Source organism: Microbacterium sp. LB12 (genome assembly GCF_037150835.1).
Lineage (GTDB): Bacteria > Actinomycetota > Actinomycetes > Actinomycetales > Microbacteriaceae > Microbacterium.
The window spans coordinates 20,638-40,411 of sequence record NZ_JBBCPF010000015.1 but is presented as its reverse complement, the minus strand read 5'-3'; the positions used below and the strand labels follow the sequence as shown (position 1 = coordinate 40,411).

The following is a 19,774-nucleotide window of genomic DNA, read 5'->3' as shown; positions in this document are numbered from 1 at the left end:
TTGCGTAGATGTCTGCGGGCAAGGTTAGGCAAGCCTTCACTTGGTGTACGATGGGATCACCATGGAGACCTCGCTCGAGACCCGCAGCACGCGCGCAGAACGTCGCGCCGCGCGTCAGCGCGCGCACCACCTGGTGACGGCGGACGAGCAGTCGCTCGGTGAGCTCGAGGTGTTCCTGGCGACCCTTCCGCTGTGCGCATCGGGGCGGATCTTCATCGAGGTACCCGAGGTCGCAGACATCGGCGTGATCGACGCTCCCGGGCGGATGACGGTCACCTGGCTCGCCCGCGAGCAGCGTTCCGGTGTCCCCGGCAGCGGTCGTGCCTGCGCTCCGGGCCAGGCGCTCACGCGCGCGACGTGCGCATGGGCCGACGAGATGATGTGCGACGACGAGATCGAGACGCACGTCACGCTCCTCGGCGGCTACCTCGGCACGGCCGACATCGTCGAGCACCTGACCAGCGCACTCGAGGTTTCACCGACGCTCATCCACACGCCCGAGCGCTTCGGACTGCTTCCCGCCGACCGCTGATCGGCCCCTCCCGACGCGCGGGACGAGACCGTCAGCGCGTCCGCCGCACGTAGTTGCCGTCTTCCAGGCCCGCCTCGATCTCGAACCGGTTGTGGAGCGGGTCGCGGCCGGCGAACAGGTACAGCACCGGCATGAGGAACCCGTAGCGCAGCCACTGCGCCTTGTGCACGGCCTCGTGCCGCAGCACCGCGTCGGTCGGACGCGCATCGCCGGTCAGGAAGCACCCGCCCACGCAGACACCGCCACGATTGAACGTCCAGCTCGGCATGCCCCGGAAGATCCAGAGACCGGCGCGCCGCTCCACGGGACCGGTGCTCCACAGCGAGCCCCACACCCAGCCGACAGCCGTGCCCCAGGCGTAGCCCAGACGGCTCACGGGGGAGCGCAGCAGGAAGGCGGGGATGCGACGGTCGAGACGCCGTCCGCGTGCGAGTGCTTCCTCTGCCGCCGGGCGCCAGTCGTTCGGCGTCACGCCACAGCCCCGACGAGGCGCAGCAGGGCGCCGAGGTCTTCCACGGCATCGGCGGGAGACCTCGGGGCGAACCCCGCGATCGTCGCGCCCGCCAGAGGGATCTCCGTCCGCAGCGAGCGGATCGCGCTGCTCAGGGCGGCGGGGGAGAGTCCGAACGGGACCGAAGACGACACACCGGCGAACTCGGCCGGATCGAGCACATCCACGTCGATGTGCACCCACACGCGCGACGCTCCGGTTGCACGCACGGCGTCGAGCAGCGCCTCCGGGCGGTCCAGGTCGTCGACTGTCAGGTTCGTCAGCGGATCGAGCTGCTCGACCTCGGCGTCGTCGAGGTTGCGCATGCCGACAGTGACGACCCGCTCAGGCGGGACGCCGGGGGAGAGCACGAGCTGATCCTCGCCCTGCCCGAGGATCGCGCGCAGAGCCATGCCGGAGAACGCACCGGACGGCGACGTGTCGGGGGTGTGCATGTCGGCGTGCGCATCGCACCACACCACGGCGACGTCCTCTGTGCCGCCGGGGAGCGACTCGAGCGCGGCGACCGTGACGCTGCAGTCGCCGCCGATCACGACGGTGTCGCCGTCGAGGTGCCCGTGGACGAGGTCGCGCGTCCGCAACAGCGCACTCAGACGGCGGACGCCTGTGCCCAATGACTCTCCGGACTCGACAGGAACATCGAGCACGGTCGTGGACGCGCGGGGGAGGTCGCCGGCGATGGCTGTGGCACCGTCGACGAGGAGCATCGCGCGTGGGGCGGGCGAACCCTGCCACTGCGGGACGACGAGGAATCGCACCATGGGTGCCTCCGAAGAAGAGGGCGGATGCCCCGGGCCTGAGACCCAGGACACCCGCCGGTGGTGTCAGTTGCCTTCGATGGCCTGACGGGGAGCGCTGCCGCCGGCCTTGAGCTCGGCGAGACGGGCCTCGACCTCGGTCAGTTCGCCGAGGTCTTCCAGGCTCTCGAACTGGGCGTCGAGGCTGGACGCGGCCAGCTCGATCTTGCCCTGCGCGATGGCCTCCTGGCGGCGGACCTTGTCCTCGAACCGGCCCAGCTCACTGGTGGGGTCGAGGACGTTGATCGAGCCCACGGCGTCCTGCACCTTGGTCTGCGCCTCGGCGACCTTGGCGCGGGCGAGCAGCTCGCTGCGCTTGTTCTTGAGCTCGACGAGCTTGTCCTTCATGCCGTTCAGGCCGCTCTTGAGCTTGTCGACGATCTCCGTCTGCGCGGCGATCTGCGGCTCGGCACCGGTCGCCTCGCGCTCGGCGCTGATCTGGCGCTGCAGGGCGATCTTGGCGAGGTTGTCGAACTTGTCGGCGTCGGCGGTGTTGCCGCCCGCGCGCATCTCGTCGGCCTTGCGGCTCGCGGCGAGGGCCTTGTTGCCCCACTCGGTCGACGCCTGGACGTCCTCCTCATGGTCGCGCTCGAGCAGGCGCAGGTTGCCGATGGTCTCCGCGATCGCGGACTCGGCGTCGGCGATGCTGTTCGTGTAGTCCCGGACCAGCTGGTCGATCATCTTCTGCGGGTCTTCCGCAGAGTCCAACAGAGAGTTGATGTTCGCGCGGACGAGGGTCGAGATACGTCCGAAGATGGACTGCTTGGTCATGCGTGGTTCCTTTCAGAGGGCGTCTTCGAGAGCTTGGCGTAAATGTCTGTGTGGAGGATCAGAAGCGTCTACCTCCGGATCGGCCGCTGCGGCTTCCGCCGCCTCGGGAACCGCCGCCGCCGAAGCCGGAGCTGCGGTAGCCGCCGCCTCCGGACGAGCGCCAGCCGCTGCTGCTGCTGCTCCGGCGAGAGGATCCGCCACCGCTGGCGAGGAGCCCGCCGATGATGCCGCCGAGGATGTCGCCGCCGAGGCCGGATCCACCGGACGAGGTGCCGCCGAACGGACCGCCGCCACCACCCTGCGGGTAGCTGTAGGACTGCACGTCGGCCTGCGCCGCGGACGTGGCCTGTCCGGCGAGAGCGAGAGCGCGATTCGCCTCCGTCAGCGCCGATTCCGGGTCGGTGGCGCGGAGGTTGAGCGCCTGCGTCAGACTGGCCTCCGCATTCGCCAGGCGGGTGCGCGCGGTCGAGCCGACAGTGCCGCGTCGCGTCTCGATGAACTCGCGGGCGGCGCGGATCTCGGAGTTCGCCTGCGCGAGAGTCTGCTCGAGGAGCTGCTGCACCCGTCGGGTGCGCTCGACGCCCTCCCGGCCTCGGGCGATGGCGGCGTCGATCTGCGCGTTCGCCGCCGTGAGCGCCTCGAGCACCCGCTGCGGGTTGCGTGCGGAGCCGGCGAGGTCGGCCTGCGCGAGCTGGAGCTGCTGGGCGGTCGCGGAGGCGGCTGCCGCGATCGTGCCGTCGGCGTCTGGCAGCTGCTGCGCGGCGGCCAGATCACCCTGGAGCTCGGCGACGAGGGCCTGTGCCTGCGTCTCGATCGCCGCGAACTCGGCATTCAGAGTCGTGACCGCCTGTGCGAGCTGCGCGGCCTGCGCGACCGACTGCTCGGCTGTGCGGATCGCGAACGCGGCTTCGCCCGATCGCCCCGCCGCGAGCGCCTGAGTCGCCGCGTCGATCGAACGATCGGCGAGGTCGGCACGTTCGCGCGCCTGCGCGGGGTTGTCCGCCACCGTGCTGAGGGCCGCCGGTGCGTACGTCGTGGTCAGAGCGGCGAGGGCCGGATCAGCGGCGGCGAGGACGGGATCGAGTGCCGCACGCTCGCCGCGGACCCGCTCGAGCTCCTGCGGAGCATTCTGCTCGAGCTTGCGCAGTGCGTCGAAGGCCTCGGTGTTGTCATCGAGCAGGTCATCGATCTCTTCCGCGATCTGGATGATGCGGATGTGCCAGGCGCGGCGGTCGTGGATCGTGTCCTCGATCTCGTCGTCGAGCTTCTGCTTGAGGTCGAAGGCCTCTGCGATCTTCGTCTTCGCCGCATCGACGGCGCGGGAGAACTCCGCCGTCGCACCGTCGCCGAACTGCGCGACCGCGAAGCCGAGCTCCTCCCGGCTCGAGGTGATGGCGTCGTCGGCCTGCACGAGGGCGAGCCCGGCCTGCGTCTCGACCTGCTGGTCGGTGAGCGTGGAGAAGGGGTCTGCCGGGTCGGGTGTCTCCGGCATCGCGCCGCGTTCGCGGAGCTCCGCCCGGCGGCGGCTGCGGCGCACCAGGGCGATGACGAGCCACAGGAGCAGCGCGACCGCAACGATCGCGAGGACGACCAGGCCGATGCGCAGCGCGCCGGCACCCCCGTCGCCCTGGATCTCGTCGGCGGCGAGGGTGATCGCGCCGACCCAGTCGCCATCGGCGGCGAACGGGACCATCTTGTCTTCGATGCTGTCGAGCTGGCTGAAGCTCAACGGTCCGTCCGTCGATGCGGAGATGTAGTAGCTGCGGCCATGGACAGCGATCGCGAGCAGGTACTGCTGCGGCCCGAGGTTGTTGTTCTGCGCGACGGTGTCGGCCCATTCCGCGTTGTCGCTCGGATTGGTGAAGTCATCGACGAGCACCACGAACAGGTCGGCGTTGGAGTTCTCGGTGAGTTCCTGCAGCCGGGCTTCGGCAGCGGCCTCTTCGTCGGCGCTGAGAACTCCCGCCTGATCGGTGACATACCCTGCGTCGAGCGTGACCGGATCGGTCGCGGATGCCGCCGATGCGGAGAACACTCCGGCGGCCGTAGCCAGCAGGACCGCGGTCAGCGCGAGCCACCGTTTCGTCATCGTGATCCCTCCGACCGGCAGCCGAGCCCCATGTCACGAGTCTATGCACTGCATCCGACACGCGACAGCACTCGAAGACGGTTCGCCGTTCGCCCTGAGCGGAGACACATACGCTGGATGGCATGGACGATATGTACGGCGCGGATGTGCTGGCCGCCGGCTGGCGCGACCGCGGTGCGAAGCAGGTGCCGCAGGTCGCGGCCGAGACCGACCTCGTGGTCGAGGTGGCCGACGACGGATTCTGCGGCGCGGTCACGCGTGTGCAGGGCGGCACCGTCGAACTGGAGGACCGCGTCGGACGTCGCCGTCTGTTCCCACTCGGTGGCGGGTTTCTCATCGACGGCGCCCCGGTGCGGCTCGTCGTGCCTGCGGCGAAGGCCCAGGGGCCACGGCGCACCGCATCCGGGTCCTTCGCCGTCGCAGACCAGCGTGCCCGTGTCGCACTCCCCAGCCGCATCCTCGTGGAGGGCAAGCACGACGCCGAGCTCGTCGAGAAGGTGTGGGGCGCGGATCTGCGCGTGGAGGGCGTCGCCGTCGAGTTCCTGCAGGGCATCGATCTGCTCGACGACCTCCTCGCAGCGGAGCCCCCGAGCGCGACGCGACGATACGGGGTGCTCGTCGATCACCTCGTCCCCGGATCGAAGGAGTCGCGCATCGCGGACGCGATCTCGCGGGGTCCGCACGGGCGGTATCTGCGGATCGTCGGTCACCCGTTCGTCGATGTGTGGCAGTGCGTGACGCCTCGTGCGCTCGGGATCGCGAAGTGGCCGGAGATCCCGCGCGGCACCGACTGGAAGACCGGCATCTGTCGGGCCTTCGGCTGGCCGTACGAGACGCAGGGCGACACCGGTCGCGCCTGGCAGCACATCCTCTCGAAGGTGACCACCTACCGGGACCTGGAGCCGGCGCTGCTCGGCCGCGTCGAAGAGCTCATCGACTTCGTGACCGCCCCCGCGGACTGACGGGCAGCGCGGGAGCCCTCGGCGGCGACGGCTACCCTGGATTCATGCCCGAACCCCGTACCTTCCGAGACGAGCCGGTGTCGTTCGTACGTCGCAGCGGCCGGATGTCGGACGCGCAGGAGCGCGCCTTCTCCGAGCTCGGCCCGCACTACCTCCTGGACGTCCCGCGCGACGTCGCCTGGACCTCGGTGCACCCGGAGGCGCGGCTGGACCCTGCCACCGAGTATGGACGCGCGGCGGATCTCTACGTGGAGATCGGTTCGGGACAGGGACACGCCATCGTGGCCGCGGCGTCCTCGCGCCCGGACGACGACTTCCTCGCCGTCGAGGTGTTCCGCGCCGGGCTCGCCCGCACCATGCTCGACGCCGACCGTGCGGGTGCCCGCAACCTGCGCGTGGTCGAGGCGAACGCTCCCGAGGTGCTGTCGTCGTATCTGCCCGACGCCGCCGCCCGCGAGGTGTGGATCTTCTTCCCCGACCCGTGGCACAAGAAGAAGCACACCAAGCGTCGACTCGTGCGTCCGGGCTTCGGCGACACCGCGGCGAAGGCGCTGCGCGACGGCGGACTGCTGCGCCTCGCGACCGACTGGGAGGACTACGCGCTGCAGATGCGTGAGGTCCTCGACGCCGAGCCGCTGTTCGAGCGCGCGTTCGAGGGCGAGTGGGCGGAGCGCTTCGACGGCCGCGTGATGACCGCGTTCGAGCGCAAGGGAATCGCGAAGGGCCGGGACATCCGCGACCTCGTCTATCGACGCCGGGCCCGCGTGTGACCGACGTGCGGCGCAAGACAGCGCTGCGTGCGGATCTTGTTCCCGCGCTGCTCGTGTGCGCTGCCGCTCCCGCGTTCTTCGTGTTGGAGATTCCCTGGCTGGGCTGGGCGCTCCTGGCCGTGGGGATCGGTGTCGCCTGGCTGATCGAGCGGAATCGGCCGGTGGAAGCCCCGATCGTGACCGTCGGGGCGAGGCGGGAGAGCGCGCGCGTGGTCGGTGCGCCCCGACCTCCGTCGCTCACGAGGGATCTGTCGTTGATCGCGGTGGGCCTGCTGATCGTGAGCGTCATCCCGCTCGCCGCGGAGCTCGACAACCTCGCGATGCTGCGGTTCACGCTCGCTCTCGGCGGGGCGGTCGCCGTTCCGTATCTGATCTCGCGGTTCGTGTATCGCGATCGTGCGATCGGCTTCCCGTGGCGGACGCGCCGACGCTGGGGGCGGCTGCAATGGGGCTGGCTCGTCGCGGTGCTGGTCCTGGGGTGGTTGATCCTGCCCTTCTACTTCATCACCAGCGGCGTCTACCAGAACTGGCCGGTCGTCGACACGCCCGAGCTGATCGCCCGGCTCTTCGTCGGCGTCGGCGCGGTCGGTATCTGGGACGAGCTGTTCTTCATCTGCACGGTGTTCGCGCTGCTGCGTCGCCATTTCCCCGACCTCGCGGCCAACCTGCTGCAGGCGATCGTGTTCGTGTCGTTCCTGTGGGAGCTCGGCTATCGCGAGTGGGGTCCGCTCCTCACGATCCCGTTCGCCCTGCTGCAGGGGTACATCTTCCTGCGCACGCACTCCCTCGCCTACGTCGTGACGGTGCACCTGCTCTTCGACGCCGTCGTGTTCGCCGTCCTCGTGCACGCACACAACCCCGGCCTCCTGCCGATCTTCCTGGTCTGAGGTTCCGCGCTGAGTTGAAGGGAGGCGTGGGCGTGCTGGCTTGCCCCGTGGCGTCCCGACCGGGAGAATCAGCGCATGCTCATCGTCGGTCTCGTCCTCGCCGCAGCAGCGGCCGCCTTCCACGTCTTCATCTTCGCCCTCGAGTCACTGCGGTGGACGGAGCCGGAGACGCGGAAGATCTTCGGCGTGCCCTCCGAAGCGGACGCCATCACCATGAAGCAGCTCGCCTTCAACCAGGGCTTCTACAACCTGTTCCTCGCGCTGACGGCACTTCTCGGAATCGGCCTCGTCATCGTCGGCTCCCCGACCGTCGGGCTGACGCTCGTCTTCGCCGGAACGGGCATGATGCTCGCCGCCGCACTCGTGCTGGTCCTCTCCGATCGCTCCAAGCTCAGAGCCGCCACGATGCAGGGGACCCTGCCGCTGCTGGCCGTGATCGCCACCGCGATCGGCGTCTCGCTCGCCTGAGCGCAAGGGGTGACATCCACGCCCGCAGCCGTCACACTCGTTGCATGGCCGACTGGGTGCTGCACGTGGACATGGATCAGTTCATCGCCGCGGTCGAGATTCTGCGCAGGCCGGAGCTCGCCGGCCGTCCAGTGATCGTGGGAGGCCGAGGCGATCCCACGGAGCGCGCGGTCGTGTCGACGGCATCGTACGAGGCGCGGACGTTCGGCATCGGCTCGGGGATGCCGCTCAAGATCGCAGCCCGCAAGGCGCCCGCGGACGCGGTGTTCCTCCCCGTCGATCATGAGGCGTACGCGGTCGCCTCGGGAGAGGTGATGGCCGCGCTGCGGTCGCTCCCGGACCTGGTGCTCGAGGTCGTCGGGTGGGACGAGTGCTTCCTCGGCGTGACCACCGATGATCCGGAACAGGTCGCCCGAGCCGCGCAGGCGGCCGTCTTGGCCGCCACCGAGCTGCACTGTTCGGTCGGCATCGGCGACAACAAGGTGCGCGCCAAGATCGCGACCGAGTTCGGGAAGCCTGGTGGCGTGTTCCGGCTGACGGAGGACAACTGGTTCGAGGTCATGGGGGAGAAGCCGACTCGGGACCTGTGGGGCGTCGGGTCGAAGGTGCAGAAGCGGCTGGCGGATCACGGCATCAGCACGGTGCAGGAACTGGCCGATGCGGACGATCGGGTGCTCGTGGAGGAGTTCGGACCGCGCATGGGCGTCTGGTACCACGGGCTCGGCTCCGGGGAAGGGCCACGTGTCGTCGATGACACGCCCTGGGTCGCGCGCAGCCACAGCCGCGAGACGACCTATCAGGAGAACCTGACCGCGCCGGAGCAGGTCGAGGCCGCGATCGCGGAGCTCGCCGCGCAGGCCTTCGACGACTGTGCCGCAGAAGGCAGACCGGTCGTGCGGGTGCACCTCAAGGTGCGATACGCGCCGTTCGAGACCAAGACGATCGGCCGGAAGCTCGCCCATCCGACCACCGAGAGCGAGGTGTTCGTCGCCGCGGCCGTCGCGCTCGGCGAGAGCCTCGACGCCACCCGCGAGGTGCGCCTCCTGGGCGTGCGCGCGGAGATGACGATGCCCGACGACGCGGATGGCTCCGAACGGACGCCCGTGCGGGGCCGGATCTGATCAGTCGCGGATGACGGCCGCCACCGCGCTCACCTCGATGAGCGCACCCGGCACGCCGAGCCCGGCGACGATCGCCGCGGTGACGAGCGGTGGTGCGCCGTCGCGAGCGAGACGTGCCGCCACCGCTCCGTAGGCGGCGCGCAGATCGGCCTCCTGATGGATCAGGACGGTCCAGCTGATCACGTCGTCGAGACCGGCACCGGCCGACTCGAGGGCGATCCTGGCGTTCTCCACCGCGCGGAGCGACTGCTCGCCGGCATCGGACGAGACGACGGATCCCGAGGCATCGACGCCGTTCTGGCCGCCGACGTAGATCGTCGTGGCGCCCGGGGGCACCACCGCGACGTGACTGAATGCGGGGCTCACGACGAGTCCCTCTGGTTGAGCGAGTGTGATCTCCATGCGCACACTCTGCTCCCGGGGACGGACATCGGGAACCCCGATCCGGCGCGGAGGCGGTCAGAAGCGCAGCAGCACCTTGCCCACGCGTCCTGGCGTGTTGCTCGCCTGGACGGCATCGCGGATGTCCGCGGCATCGAAGACTCCGGCGACGGGGAGAGTGAGCGAGCCATCCGCCAGGCGCTGGAACAGCTCGCCGAACAGCGCACTGCGCGTCGTCGGGTCGAGCGCGGGGATCACCTTGCTGCCCCAGAAGCCCTTCACGGTGGCCTGCTTGAAGATCACATCGGAGGAGGCGATCTCCATGGTCGGCGAGTCCATGGCGCCGAAGGCGACCAAGGTGCCTCCCTCGGCCAGGAGCGAGAGCACCTGGCCAGCCGAAGCGCCGCCGACCGAGTCGACGCCCGCGACGATCGGTGCACCTCCGGTGAGGGCGGCGACCTGCTGCTCCCAGTCGCCCTGGTCAGTCGCGACGACGCGCTCGATGCCCTGAGCGCGCAGCTCCTCGACCCCGGCGGTGCGGCGCACCAGACCGACGACGTTGACCCCGCGCGCGGCACCCAGCTGCGCGAGCATCCGGCCGACCGCGCCGTTGGCGGCGTTCTGCACGATCCACTCGCCCTCGCTCACTCCGAGGAAATCGAGCAGGGTGATGGTGCTGAACGGCATCGAGACGAGCTGTGCGGCGATCTCATCGGGGAGCGCGTCGGGAACCGGGACGAGTCCGGCGGCGTTCGCCACGATGTACTCGGCCCAGGCGCCGAACGTTCCGCCCGTCGCGACGCGCTGACCCACGGCGAGGTGCTCGACACCGTCCCCGATGGCATCGACGACGCCGAGCGCTTCCGTGCCGGACGGAGCGGGAAGTGCGGGCGTGAAGCCGTAGGTGCCCCGGACCGTCCACAGATCGTGGTTGTGGATGGGGGAGAGCACGACCCGCAGGCGGACCTGGCCTGCCCCCGGTTCCGGGAGCGGACGGTCCTCGAGGTGGAGGACGTCTTCGGGAGCTCCGAAGGTGTCGTGGATGAGTGCGCGCATGGTGGTTCTTCCGTTCTGTGGGGCCGGGTCAGCGGCTGTCGTCGCTGCGCGTCGCCGCGCTGAGCTCGGAGGTGGCCTGCTGGAGGCGGGTGGTGATGTCCTGCAGCTCGGCGATGAGTCGCCGGCGGCGGGTGTCGTCGTGGAGGCCGGAGACCTCGGCGATCGTGGCGTGGATCGGGGCGACCTCGCTGCGCAGCGCCCGGCCCCTGTCGGTCAGCGCGACGGTGACGACGCGCTCATCGGACCCGCTGCGGGTCTTGACGACCAGACCGGCCTGTTCGAGGCGGCGAACCAGCGGCGAGAGGGTTCCCGAGTCGAGTCGCATGACGTCGCCCAGGGATCCGATCGTCTGGTCGCCGTCGAGCCAGAGCGCCGCGAGCACGAGGTACTGCGGGTACGTCAGGCCCCAGGGGGCGAGGAGGGCGCGGTACGCCTGCGTCGTCGCCCGGGCGGCGGAGTAGAGGGAGAAGCACGCCAGCTCGTCGGTCATCGGCATCCATAAACCATTGCACACAATTTGATTGTGCACAATTCACATACACGGAAGAGTCACACGGCCTCCGGCGGCACCAGAGGTGGCGCGCCCGGCTCGCTCGTGACGGTGCCGGTCCATCCGGCGTCCGCGAGCGCCGCCGAGACCGCGACCACAACCCCGGAGGTCGTGACAGCGCCGTGCAGCGGGTGGTGCCAGTACTGCAGACGGATGGTGAAGCGGGAGTCGCTCACGCCTGTGATGAGCGCGCGCACGATCTCGCGATGATGCACACCCTCTGCCGTCGCGGCAGCACGGGAGACCACGTCGACCACGTCGTCGAGTGCCGCCCCGCCATGCCGGACCCGCACCTGTACCTCGCTGCGACGCGCGCCGTGCGACGAGTCGTTGATCAACGGATCGGCGAGCAGTCGCGCATTCGGCACGTGCACCGTCCGTCCGTCCACCGTGAGCAGCAGCACGGAGCGCGCGTTGAGCTCGGTCACGGTTCCGGTGAGCGCACCGTCCGGGCCGTCGACCACGACCTCGTCGCCGACCTTGACGGTCTGTCGCGCCTGCAGGAGCACCCCCGCCGCGAAGTTGTCGGCGACGCCACGCAGTACCAGCACGGCGATGACGGCGAGCACGATGGCGATCGCCAACAGCGGCTGGATGTTCGCGCCGAGGACCGCGAGAGCGATCCCGAGCCCGAGGAGGAGCACCGCGTACCCCACGAACCGGGACACGAACGTCGCCACCGGCTCGGTCACACCGGGCGCTCGCCGCATGAGCGCGAGGATCCCCTTGCGGGCGAGGCGGGAGACGACCAGTGTCGTCACGGCGACGAGAAGCGCGATGAGCAGCTGCCACCAGTCGATGTCCGACGAGAAGAGGTCCTGGAGGTTCACCCGGCGCGACCCTTCTCGAGGTGGGGCAGGAGGTTGCGAATCCGACGGATGCGTCGGACGATACCCGCCTCACCCGGAATCCCGCACCGCTCGTGGCGCGAGTTCACCAGGGTGAGCCGACCGTCGGTCCGACGGGATCCCGGGTGTGCCGCCCGCGGCGCGCAGTACGCTTCACTCGATCCGACGAGGAGGCCCCGATGACCACGACGACACGACCCTCCTGGTTGTTCAGCACCCTCCAGGGGTACCAGCGGACGTGGATCCTCCGCGACATCGTGGCCGGCCTCTCTGCCGGAGCCGTGGTGATTCCGCAGGCGATGGCCTACGCCACCATTGCGAACCTGCCGGTGCAGGTCGGCCTGTACACCTGCATCCTCCCGATGCTCGTCTACGCGTTCCTCGGCGGCAGCCGGGCGATGAGCGTCTCGACGACCTCGACGATCGCGACGCTGACCGCGACGACGCTCGTGTCCGCGGGCGTGGCCGCGGGAGCCGACGACGCCATCGGGGCCCTGATGATGCTGACGCTCCTGGTCGGCGTGATCCTGTTGATCGCACGGCTGTGCCGACTCGGCTCCCTGGTCGAGAACATCAGCGGCGCAACGGTGCTCGGACTCAAGATCGGCGTCGGGGCGACGGTCGCGCTCGGTCAGCTGCCGAAGCTGCTGGGGGAGAGCGACAACTTCTCCGGCCACGGCTTCTTCCGTGCGGTGGCGGCGGTCGGGCAGGCCTTCGACAGCGTGAACTGGCCCACCGTCGCGCTGTCGGTCGGGTCGATCGCGGTCCTGCTCCTGCTCAAGCGCTTCGCCCCGAAGGTCCCCGGCACACTCGTCGTCGTGATCGGCGGCATCCTCCTGGTCTGGCTGGCCGGCATCGACGAGGCGGGTGTGGATCTGATCGCTGCCGTCCCGAGCGGGCTCCCCACCCCCGGCGTCCCTGACCTCGCTCTGGCGACGACGCTCGCCCCCGGTGCCCTCGCAATCGCCGTGATGGCGTTCCTCGAATCAGCCGCTGTCGCACGCAGCCTGCGCACGGCGACGGAGCCGCCGATCGACAGCAACCAGGAGTTGTTCGCGACAGGGGCGGCGAACACCGTCGGCGCATTCTTCGGGACGATGCCCGCCGCCGGCGGCTTCTCTCAGAGCGCCGTGAACCAGAACGCGGGGGCACGTTCGCAGGTGGCCACGGTCATCACCGTCGTGCTCGCCGTACTCGTCGCGCTCTTCCTCGGCCCCGTGCTGAGCCTCCTCCCGGAGGCGACGCTCGCCGCCATGGTGTTCGTCGCGGTCGCGGGGCTCATCAACATCCCGGAGCTGGTGCGGTGGGCGCGCATCAGCCGCGTGGACTTCTGGATCGCGCTGTCCGTCGCTGTCCTCGGTCTCACCGCGGGGTTGTTGCCCGCCGTCGCGATCGGCGTGGTCGTGACGCTGATCCTGGTGCTGCGCGAGCTCAACGTCCCGAAGCTCACGGTCGTCGGACGTGCCGGCGAAGCCCTCGGGATTCATCTCGAGCGCGGTCTCTACACCGCGAACGCAATGGCGAACGAACGCGCGATCCTCGATCTGGTCACCGCCCAGCAGGAGCCCGTGAATGCCCTGGTGTTGGGACTGAAGCAGCAGGAGGTGATGACGATCACGGTGCTCGAGGCGCTGGAGAACCTCGACCGCGAGCTGACCCAGCTCGGCGTCGTGCTGCACATCGCCGCGCTTCCGGAGTCGGGCGCCGCCGTCGCCCGCCGCACGCCCTGGTTCTCGGGCCTCGAATCCGCCGGCCGCCTGCACGACTCCGTGCGCGCCGGACTCGACGACCTGCGCGCGCACAGCGAATCGGCGACGCCTGGCCTTCACCAGGGTGAAGTGGGCGACGAGCGCTGACGAGCCGCAGATCGGTCTCTAGGCTGGCCCCACACGGGGAGCGGGCGACGGCGTCCTGCGGAAGGGGCGTTCACGGTGGATGACCAGGCGGGGATGTCGTGGCGGTGGTCGCGCTTCGGCCTGGGCGCTCTCTTCGCCCTGCCCGCACTGATCGTCGCCCCGTTCGACACCCCGCTCGCGGTCGCCTTCGGCATCGGCGTGATCCCGGCCGCGGCGTTCGGGCTCCCGCCGCGCCGCCGCGGGCGGGCGATCATCCCGTTGGTCGGCGCGCTCAGCGCACTGGGGCTGCTGGTCGGTTCGATCCTGTCGATGTGGCCGGTCGTCGCGGTTCTCGCGATGTTCCTCTTCGGAGTGCTCGCAAGCGTCAACGCCACGCGGGGCCGTCTGGGCCAGCTGGTGCTGGTGCTCGTGCTGCCGATGACGGGGATCGGACTGAGCTTCTCCTGGTCGCCGGTGACCCTCGCGTTCGCCGGGTGCATCGCCGTCGGGTCGGTGTACGCCTGGCTCGTGTGCCTCCTGTGGCCCGAGCGCGATGCCCCGCCGTTGAGTCCTGCCCCGACGCCGCGGGGGCGCGCGATGTTGATCTACGGCTGTCTGCTGGGCACGGCAGCCGCCGCGGCAGCGTGCCTCGGCTTCGTGTTCGAGCTCCAGCACGTGGGCTGGGCGACCGGTGCGGTGCTCCTGGTCATGCGCCCGGTGCGCGGACAGCTCATCACGCGCAGCATCGGTCGGGCTGTATCCGTTCTCGTGGGCGCGCTCGTCGCCGCAGCCATGGCCGTGCTCGCTCCGGGTGGGATCGTGATCGGGCTGACCGTGGGCGTCGTGATCGGGGCGATGTGCGCGACGCAGGGGAGCCGCTGGTATGTGGCGCCGGGATTCACGACGTTCCTCGCGCTGACGCTCATCCTGGTCACGTCACCGGAACCACCGGCCGAACGATTCCTGGAACGGACGATCGAGACCCTCATCGGAGTCGGCCTCGCCCTGCTGTTCGGCGCACTGATCCCCACGCTGCTCTCCCTGGTGCCGCGGCGCGCGACGACTTCATCCCTTCGTTAGACGAAAGTCGCTTGAGGGCCTGTTCGGGCGGTGTCATACTGCCCAACAGCGGGTCGTCGACGCGTCGATTGTCCAGTCGGGGGGTTCCGATGGCACTTGATTCTCGTGATTCCGACCTGGCGAGGTCTCTGATCCCCGCCGCGGTCGGTGGTGATGTGACGCGCACGCGTCTGCTCGCGCGGCTCACCGCGGCGATGGACGAGCCGTGGACGCTGACGCTCGTCTCGGCGCCGGCCGGTGCGGGGAAGACCCGATTGCTCACGCACTGGGCGCAGGTGATCGGCGCCGCCGCGGACACGGATGTCGTGTGGCTCTCGCTGCAGCGCTGGGACGACGACCTCTCCCTGCTGCGGACGGCCTTGGAAAGGATCGACGACGATCGGCTCCGCACCGGACTCGACCGGGTCCCCGATGGCTGGTCGACGGAGACCGCGAGGGCACTCGCACGGGCGCTCCGCGCGACGGACCGACGGATCGTCATCGTCATCGACGACATGCACCTCATCGAGACGAACCGGCTCGCCGACATGCTGTCGGCCTTCGTGCATGCCGTTCCCGGGAACGCGCATGTCGTGCTCTCCGGTCGCGGGACACGGATGATCCCGCTCGCCCGCCGACGCATCGCCGGTATCGCGCTGGAGCTCGACAACCACGACCTGGCGTTCACACCCGCCGAGGTGCGCACCTACTTCCGAGCCCGGGGGGTGAGCCTCTCTCAAGGAGAGATCACCACGGTTCTGCAGCGCACGGCGGGCTGGGCGGCCGGACTCCGACTGCTGGAGCTCGCGGCACTGCACGATCGCTTCGTCGCCGATCTGCCACTGCACGGCGACTCCCCGTTGGTGATGGACTACTTCGCGGAGGAGGTCTTCGTCGATCTGGACGACGAGCTCCGCGAGTTCCTCGAGCTGACGTCGGTGCCGGAGTGGTTCACTCCGGAGCTCGCGTATCGCCTCTCCCGAGGTGCGCCCGCGACCGTGCTGATCGAGCGGCTGTTCCGGCTCAACGTCCTGATCAGCCGGAGCGGCGATGAGCCGGCCCGCTATCACTATCACCCGCTGCTGCGGGAGTTCCTCTCCGCGCGGTTGGCGGACCGCGGGCCCGCGCTGCGGGAGGCGCTCGAGAAGTCCGCGGCGGAGTGGTTCGCCCAGGAGCAGGAGTACCTTCCCGCGCTCACGCATGCCATGCGCAGCGGCGACGGGGTGTGCATCTCGCTCATCCTGCGTCGATGCGGCATGCAGCTGATCCTGATGGGGCACGCGGACGAGGTCCTCGCGGCCACGGCGCGGATCCCGCACCCGCTGCTGACGGACCCCTCCGTGCAGATGCTCATCGCTGCGGCGGAGCTCGCTCTCGGCGATGCGTCGCCCGCCGCTGCGGTGCTCGCTTCACCGCAGTCCGAGGACGAATCGGCGGTGTTCCGTCGGTGGCAGACCGGCCTCGATCTGCACACGGCCCTGCGCCGTGGGGGGATCGCCCAGGCACTGGATCGACTGGATCCTGTGCTCGACGTCGTCACCGGCGAGTCTCAGCTCGACACGTACGCCTTCCTCCAGGCGGCCATGGGGGAGCTGTACATCGGTCACCTGGACCGCGCCGAGCAGTTCGCACGGTTCGCCGGAGACCACGCGCGTGCGACGGGAGCCGCCGCGGCAGAGCTGCAGGCCGCAGCGATCCTGAACACGGGTGACCTGTTCCGGGGTCGGATGCATGAGGTGCTGGCGTCCGGTGCGGTCCTGGACGAGCGCTGGCACGCGCTGGGTGAGCCGGTGAACTCGTTCTACGAGGTGACGAGGGTCTGGCGCTACTGGGTGCCGTACGAGCGCATGGTCGCGGTCGACACGGACCGAGCGCTGCAGACGATCAGCGCCGTCATCGAGAGCAGCCCCGAGCTGGCCATCGCCCGGGGTCTGCGCGCCATGATCGCGCTGCTGAATGCCGAGTCCGCCGCGGATCCGCATGCCGCCGCAGTCGCGCTCTTCGACAACCTCGTTCCGCGTGACGACATGCCCCTTCCGGTGCACTGGTACGCGATGATCGGCTCGTTCGCGGTGCACGCCTTCGACCGGCTGCACGAGCCGACGCTGCGCGACCGCTTCCTCGCCGGCACCGATGCCCTGCTCGGCGGTACGGGCGAGGCATCGGTCCTGCGCGCCATCGCCGCCCTGCATGACGACGACGACGAGACTGCACGCGCGTTGCTGACCCCGGTGCTCGCGGGCGCCACCCGGTGCCTGCTGCCCGCGTCGATGGTGGATGCCTGGCTGGTGGCCGCGGGACTGGATGCCCGTGCCGGTCGGGCCGACGAGGCTCAGGCGGCGCTGGCATCGGCGCTGTCCCTCGCCGAGCCGGAGGAGCACATCCGCCGGTTCGCCGCGGCCGGACCCGCCGTGGCACGTCTCCTCGCCGCCCGAGAGACCGGTGCGACTCGCTCCCGGTTCGCCGATCGCGTGCGCGAGTGTCTGGCCGCCGCCGGGATCATCGTCGATGAGGCACTCACGCAGCGTGAACGCATCGTGCTCGCGGCGCTCAGCCATAACGCCACGCTCCGCCAGATCGCGCAGCAGGAGTACATCTCCCCGAACACGGTGAAGACGCACGTACGCAACATCTATCGCAAGCTCGGCGTCTCCGACCGGGACGGCGTGACAGCGGCCGCGCACGCACTCGGGATCGAGTGAGCGTACGCGGCCGCTGTGCCGTGCGGGGCGCTCAGTCGCGCGCCATGGCCGCCGCCAGGTGCGCCTCCAGGTCGAGGTAGGCGTCGTCGGCGACATCGAACACGACCTTCGTGATCTCGCCGCCGGTGAAGTCGAACCCGTATCCGTAGAGGGATGAGACCGGGTCGGCGCTGTCCCGCCCGATCGTCAGACCTTCGCCGCAGAGCGAGAAGTGCCCGAGCACGGTACGGATCTGCTTCTCGCCGACCAGCTGGTCGTCGATGTAGAGCTTCACGGGCCCGGTGCCCTCACGATATTGACCCATCCCCTCCTTGGTGAACTCGACCCCGATGATGTGCTTCCCGGATGTCGGAACCGGAGCCGAGACGTGGTCCTCCGGAGGGATGCCGAGGAAGTTGTACACGTAGTGCACCTGCCCGTCCTTCACGACCAGAGCGTGCCCTCCGAAGCGCGAGCCGTTCGCGAAGATGACCCCCTCGGTGTCGGGCGTGAACTCCACTTCCGCGGCGATCTTGTACGAGACGCCGTGGACGTTCGCGGCCGAACGCTCCGGCACTTCGGTGGTGCCGGGATAGTAGATGAACTGTCCCGAAGGCGGCGCGGGCTGGTGGAATTCCATGGTGAGGAAAGTCTCGTAGTCCTTCGGGTTGCCGATGATCTGCAGGTCGTTGAGCGGCAGGACATCGTTCTCCTTGGCGACCCGCATCCACAGCTCTTTCAGCTGCTCCACCTTGTCGGGGTGCTCCGCGGCGAGGTTCGTGGCCTCTGCCCGATCGACGTCCGTGTGGTAGAGCTCCCACTCGTCGTCATCGAAGTGGCTCTTGCCGCTGACCGGACCGTGCACGGTGACGGCTTTCCATCCCTCGTGCCATATGCCGCGCTGTCCGAACATCTCGTAGTACTGGGTCGTCTTCTCGGTCTGGCCGTCCGGCGCGGCGTCGAACGAGTAGGTCATCGACACTCCGGAGAGCGGCGTCTGCCTGACGCCGTTGTAGACATCGGGGAACTCCACGCCGCAGGCCTCGAGGATGGTCGGAACGATGTCGGTGGAGTGGTGGTACTGGTGGCGCACCTCACCCCGGGCCTTCATCCCGGCGGGCCAGTGGATCACGAGCGGGTCGCACACGCCACCCTGATAGGTGTAGCGCTTGAACATCTTGTACGGCGTCGAGAACGCCGTCGCCCACCCGGTCGGGTAGTGGTTGTAGGTATCCGGCGAGCCGAGCTTGTCGACCATACGGAGGTTCTCTTCCTCGTCGTCCGGGTAACCGCCGAAGATCTTGCCCTCGTTCACCGAGCCGTTCGGGCTGCCCTCTCCGGATGCCCCATTGTCGGCGCAATAGATGATCAGCGTGTTGTCGAGCTGCCCCGACTCCTCGAGGTAGTCGACGATGCGCCCGACCTGGGCGTCGGTGTACTCGCTGAAGCCCGCGTACACCTCCGCCATACGGGAGAACATCGCCTTCTCCTCGTCGTTCAGCGAGTTCCACGGTCGCACCTCGTCCGCGGGGGAGAAGGTGCCGACAGGCATCGGGTTGATGGCGGTGAGCGCGGTGTCTGCGGGGAGGATGCCCTTCTCGACCATCCGCGCGAGCACCCAGTCGCGATACGCCTCGTAGCCGTCGTCGAACATGCCCTTGTACTTGTCGATGTACTCCTGCGGAGCGTGGTGCGGGGCGTGGTTGGCGCCGGGGCAGAACCACAGGTACCACGGCTTCTCCGGCTCGGTCTGCTTGACGTCGCGGATCATCTTCAACGCCTGGTCGGCGAGGTCCTTCGACAGGTGGTACCCCTGTTCAGGGAGGTACGGCTGGTCGATGTAGTGGTTGTCCTCCGCGAGCGACGGGTACCAGTTGTTGGTCTCGCCGCCGATGAACCCGTAGAAGCGGTCGTATCCCTGCGCGAGAGGCCAGTGCTTCTTCGACGCTCCGGCGGTCCACTCGTCGATCGGCACGTTGTGGTTCTTGCCCACCCAGAAGGTGGACCATCCCGCGTCTCGCAGCACGTGGGCCATGGTGACGTTCGAGTCGGGGATGTGCGAGTTGTACCCGGGGAAACCGGTAGACGACTCGGAGATGGTCGCGAACCCGTTCTGATGGTGGTTCCGCCCGGTCAGGAAGGTCGAGCGGGTGGGCGAGCACAGCGCCGTGGTGTGCCACTGCGAGTAGGTGAGGCCGTTCTGGGCGAGGCGATCCATCGTGGGCATGCTGATGCGTCCGCCGTACGGCGACCATGCGGCCATGCCGGTGTCGTCATAGAGGACCACCAGCACGTTGGGCGCTCCGGCCGGCGGCTTGTCGGGGAGGAAAGCATCCCAGTCCGCGACCGAGTCACGGACGTCGAGTTCGATCTTGCCCTGGAATTCGCGGGCCATGTCGGTCTCCTTCATCTCATTCAACGAGGCACGTGACGGTCGATGTCAACGTACTGCGGGG

General features: G+C 69.3%; 18 protein-coding genes. 9 read left to right on the top strand and 9 right to left on the bottom strand.

Annotation, left to right across the window (positions count from 1 at the left end; genetic code table 11):
- The first annotated feature begins 61 nt into the window (after positions 1 to 61).
- On the top strand, positions 62 to 532 hold the full coding sequence (locus tag WFM69_RS18165) for an SIP domain-containing protein (RefSeq protein WP_337007093.1): 471 nt from the start codon (positions 62 to 64) through the stop codon (positions 530 to 532).
- Positions 533 to 563: 31 nt separating this feature from the next.
- Here the strand turns inward: WFM69_RS18165 and WFM69_RS18160 are convergent, their stop codons facing one another.
- From WFM69_RS18160 to WFM69_RS18145, 4 genes are all read right to left on the bottom strand, one after another.
- Positions 564 to 1,004, bottom strand: a complete 441-nt coding sequence (locus WFM69_RS18160; protein ID WP_337007091.1) for a Fe-S oxidoreductase — start codon at positions 1,002 to 1,004, stop codon at positions 564 to 566.
- Positions 1,001 to 1,804 carry an arginase family protein gene (locus WFM69_RS18155; RefSeq protein WP_337007089.1) on the bottom strand — a complete coding sequence of 268 codons (804 nt, stop codon included), beginning with the start codon at positions 1,802 to 1,804 and terminating at the stop codon, positions 1,001 to 1,003. Before WFM69_RS18155 ends, WFM69_RS18160 begins: the two co-directional genes overlap by 4 nt.
- Positions 1,805 to 1,867: 63 nt before the next feature.
- Positions 1,868 to 2,611, bottom strand: a complete 744-nt coding sequence (locus WFM69_RS18150; protein WP_337007087.1) for a PspA/IM30 family protein — start codon at positions 2,609 to 2,611, stop codon at positions 1,868 to 1,870.
- Positions 2,612 to 2,669: 58 nt separating this feature from the next.
- On the bottom strand, positions 2,670 to 4,700 hold the full coding sequence (locus tag WFM69_RS18145) for a TPM domain-containing protein (protein ID WP_337007085.1): 2,031 nt from the start codon (positions 4,698 to 4,700) through the stop codon (positions 2,670 to 2,672).
- A 122-nt stretch (positions 4,701 to 4,822) separates the two neighbouring features.
- Between WFM69_RS18145 and WFM69_RS18140 the strand changes: the two genes are divergently transcribed.
- From WFM69_RS18140 to WFM69_RS18120, 5 genes are all read left to right on the top strand, one after another.
- Positions 4,823 to 5,662: a DUF3097 domain-containing protein gene (locus WFM69_RS18140; RefSeq protein WP_337007083.1), complete on the top strand. Its 840-nt coding sequence runs from the start codon at positions 4,823 to 4,825 to the stop codon at positions 5,660 to 5,662.
- Between the two features lie 44 nt (positions 5,663 to 5,706).
- Positions 5,707 to 6,432: a tRNA (guanosine(46)-N7)-methyltransferase TrmB gene (gene trmB, locus WFM69_RS18135; RefSeq protein ID WP_337007081.1), complete on the top strand. Its 726-nt coding sequence runs from the start codon at positions 5,707 to 5,709 to the stop codon at positions 6,430 to 6,432.
- A complete protein-coding gene (locus WFM69_RS18130) occupies positions 6,429 to 7,319 on the top strand; it encodes a CPBP family intramembrane glutamic endopeptidase (protein WP_337007079.1) in 891 nt (296 codons plus the stop codon). Before trmB ends, WFM69_RS18130 begins: the two co-directional genes overlap by 4 nt.
- A gap of 75 nt (positions 7,320 to 7,394) precedes the next feature.
- Positions 7,395 to 7,787, top strand: a complete 393-nt coding sequence (locus WFM69_RS18125; RefSeq protein WP_337007077.1) for a DUF1304 domain-containing protein — start codon at positions 7,395 to 7,397, stop codon at positions 7,785 to 7,787.
- Between the two features lie 44 nt (positions 7,788 to 7,831).
- A complete protein-coding gene (locus tag WFM69_RS18120) occupies positions 7,832 to 8,908 on the top strand; it encodes a DNA polymerase IV (RefSeq protein ID WP_337007075.1) in 1,077 nt (358 codons plus the stop codon).
- On the opposite strand, the gene WFM69_RS18115 is transcribed toward WFM69_RS18120, so the two are convergent.
- The 4 genes from WFM69_RS18115 to WFM69_RS18100 are packed head-to-tail and all read right to left on the bottom strand — an operon-like array spanning position 8,909 to position 11,725.
- On the bottom strand, positions 8,909 to 9,310 hold the full coding sequence (locus WFM69_RS18115; RefSeq protein WP_337007073.1) for a RidA family protein: 402 nt from the start codon (positions 9,308 to 9,310) through the stop codon (positions 8,909 to 8,911).
- 57 nt (positions 9,311 to 9,367) lie between these two features.
- Positions 9,368 to 10,345, bottom strand: a complete 978-nt coding sequence (locus WFM69_RS18110; protein ID WP_337007071.1) for a zinc-binding dehydrogenase — start codon at positions 10,343 to 10,345, stop codon at positions 9,368 to 9,370.
- 28 nt (positions 10,346 to 10,373) lie between these two features.
- Entirely contained in the window at positions 10,374 to 10,841 is a 468-nt protein-coding gene (locus tag WFM69_RS18105) for a MarR family winged helix-turn-helix transcriptional regulator (protein ID WP_337007069.1), read from the bottom strand.
- Positions 10,842 to 10,894: 53 nt separating this feature from the next.
- Positions 10,895 to 11,725 (bottom strand): mechanosensitive ion channel family protein, encoded by an 831-nt coding sequence (locus tag WFM69_RS18100; RefSeq protein ID WP_337007067.1) that lies wholly within the window; start codon positions 11,723 to 11,725, stop codon positions 10,895 to 10,897.
- Between the two features lie 197 nt (positions 11,726 to 11,922).
- Between WFM69_RS18100 and WFM69_RS18095 the strand changes: the two genes are divergently transcribed.
- From WFM69_RS18095 to WFM69_RS18085, 3 genes are all read left to right on the top strand, one after another.
- The gene (locus WFM69_RS18095; RefSeq protein ID WP_337007065.1) at positions 11,923 to 13,599 is read left to right on the top strand and encodes a SulP family inorganic anion transporter; all 1,677 of its coding nucleotides are present in this window, start codon (positions 11,923 to 11,925) and stop codon (positions 13,597 to 13,599) included.
- Between the two features lie 75 nt (positions 13,600 to 13,674).
- A complete protein-coding gene (locus WFM69_RS18090) occupies positions 13,675 to 14,658 on the top strand; it encodes an FUSC family protein (protein WP_337007062.1) in 984 nt (327 codons plus the stop codon).
- Positions 14,659 to 14,747: 89 nt separating this feature from the next.
- Positions 14,748 to 17,339 (top strand): LuxR C-terminal-related transcriptional regulator, encoded by a 2,592-nt coding sequence (locus WFM69_RS18085; protein ID WP_337007060.1) that lies wholly within the window; start codon positions 14,748 to 14,750, stop codon positions 17,337 to 17,339.
- 31 nt (positions 17,340 to 17,370) lie between these two features.
- Here WFM69_RS18085 and WFM69_RS18080 read toward each other — a convergent pair whose 3' ends face one another.
- Positions 17,371 to 19,713 (bottom strand): arylsulfatase, encoded by a 2,343-nt coding sequence (locus WFM69_RS18080; protein ID WP_337007057.1) that lies wholly within the window; start codon positions 19,711 to 19,713, stop codon positions 17,371 to 17,373.
- Positions 19,714 to 19,774 lie beyond the last annotated feature (61 nt).